Source organism: Domibacillus sp. 8LH (assembly GCF_038806185.1).
GTDB lineage: Bacteria > Bacillota > Bacilli > Bacillales > Domibacillaceae > Domibacillus > Domibacillus indicus_A.
Genome location: NZ_JAVJNG010000265.1, coordinates 1 through 249 on the forward strand (window position 1 = coordinate 1; position 249 = coordinate 249).

The following is a 249-nucleotide window of genomic DNA, read 5'->3' on the forward strand; positions in this document are numbered from 1 at the left end:
GGTTTGCCCAGATTTCCGGGGAAACCCACATCACATCGTATGCGGCGACTTTGTTGGTGCGCGCGGTTGTACCGAATGCCCCTTTACCGAAGAATGCGAAGATCGCAGTCATGTCAGCGGTGGTCAGGTCGATGTTCGCGCCACCAGCACCAGATCCGAGGTTAATCTTCTTGGTGTTGCGGTGGTTCTTGATGCCCTGCGCAGGATAGGACTGAACCTGAATTTTTGAATCGCCGTTCAGGTAGTAGT

The 249-nt window shown here is 53.8% G+C and carries 1 protein-coding gene; it reads right to left on the reverse strand.

Annotated features, from left to right (window positions below):
- Window positions 1-249: major capsid protein (locus RG959_RS24655; RefSeq protein WP_342799353.1), on the reverse strand; the 249-nt coding region annotated here is incomplete at both ends.